Below are 1,437 nucleotides of genomic sequence, written 5' to 3' on the forward strand. Positions count from 1 at the left end.
GGTTCTTCAGTACTTGTTATGCCAAATTATTAGCAATTCAATGTAATAATATGTTGAAAAATATCTCCATTAATAGCTAAAGCTATTAATGGAGATGACATACAAGGCATTTTTATTGTTTGCTGTAAATATAACAAACATTTTTTTGGTGCATTTACGTCATGGTCAACAAGAAAGATATTAAAATTTTAACAGAAATTCTGGGTTTGGATGATGTAAAAATTGTATCACATCGACTTCATAATGGGATTGGAATTATTTTACAAACTGAATCAAAAAAATCATATAGCATTTGTCCGAATTGCGGTGCTACAAGCCACAAATTACATCAGAACCATCGACATATTGTTAAAGACTTACCCTTTGGAGAAAAGCCAGTATTTTTAGAAATTAATAGACGACAATTCAAATGCAAAAAATGTAGAAAACCATTTAGTGAAGACCTAGATTTTGTGAGGAAGAAAAGGACTTATACAGAACGACTTGCGCGTAAAACAATACAAGAAGTTTTAGAAAATGACATTCACAGTATAGCTTCAAAAGGGATAGTGACAACAGAAGAGATAGAACGTATGTTAAAAGACGCATCCAAACAATTATCAGATTCAAAACCTTCAAACCTAAAAAGACTTGGAATTGATGAAATAGCTCTGATAAAAGGAAAAGGTAACTACTGTGCAGTACTAGTTGATTTAGATACATCGAAACTAATTGCTATTTTAGGCGATCGCACACAAACGATAATAAAGGAAAGCCTTTTAGAATGGGGAGTTGAGGTTTTAGAGCAAATAGAAGAAGTCAGTATAGATTTATGGGTTGGGTATAAAAACTTAGTCACGGAATTAATGCCAAATGCTCAAGTAGTAGCAGACAGATTCCATGTAATGACACAGATCAATAAAGAATTAGATACCCAAAGAAAAAGAGAAAAACGAAATGTAGAAGAGTTAATAAACAAAACAAAATTAGCCTCACAAAAAGCTGAATATGAACAAATACTAGAAGGATTAAAAAATAGTAAATACTCATTACTTAAGAATGAAGATAACTTAACCGAGGAGCAAGTGAAGAAACTTACTCAAGTCAAGAATGTATCTCCTCTTCTGAAAGTAATGCATGACCTAAAAGAAAAGATTAGAAAAGTTTTTAATAAGACTAATAATTGGTATACGGGAGTCTTTAAACTAGGGATGTGGTTGTCGAGAGCTAAAATATATTTTCCAAATAGCAACAATACTATTATTCGTTGGTTTGATGAAATTATTGCTTACTTTGACAATGGGACAACGAGTGGTACTGTGGAAGGAATTAATAACAAACTTAAGCTAATTAAGCGTTCTGGTTATGGGTTTAGAAATTTTGAAAATTTCAGAGTTAGATGTCTATTAAATTGGCAATTTAATTATTAGTTTAGCATAACAAGTACTGAAGAACCAT

General features: G+C 31.4%; 1 protein-coding gene. It reads left to right on the forward strand.

The features are described 5' to 3' along the window. Positions 1-161 precede the first annotated feature (161 nt). Positions 162-1,409 carry an ISL3 family transposase gene (locus tag IQ246_RS29640; protein WP_208492365.1) on the forward strand — a complete coding sequence of 416 codons (1,248 nt, stop codon included), beginning with the start codon at positions 162-164 and terminating at the stop codon, positions 1,407-1,409. Positions 1,410-1,437: the final 28 nt, after the last annotated feature.

Origin of the sequence: aff. Roholtiella sp. LEGE 12411 (genome assembly GCF_015206995.1) — a bacterium.
Taxonomy (GTDB): domain Bacteria; phylum Cyanobacteriota; class Cyanobacteriia; order Cyanobacteriales; family Nostocaceae; genus Komarekiella.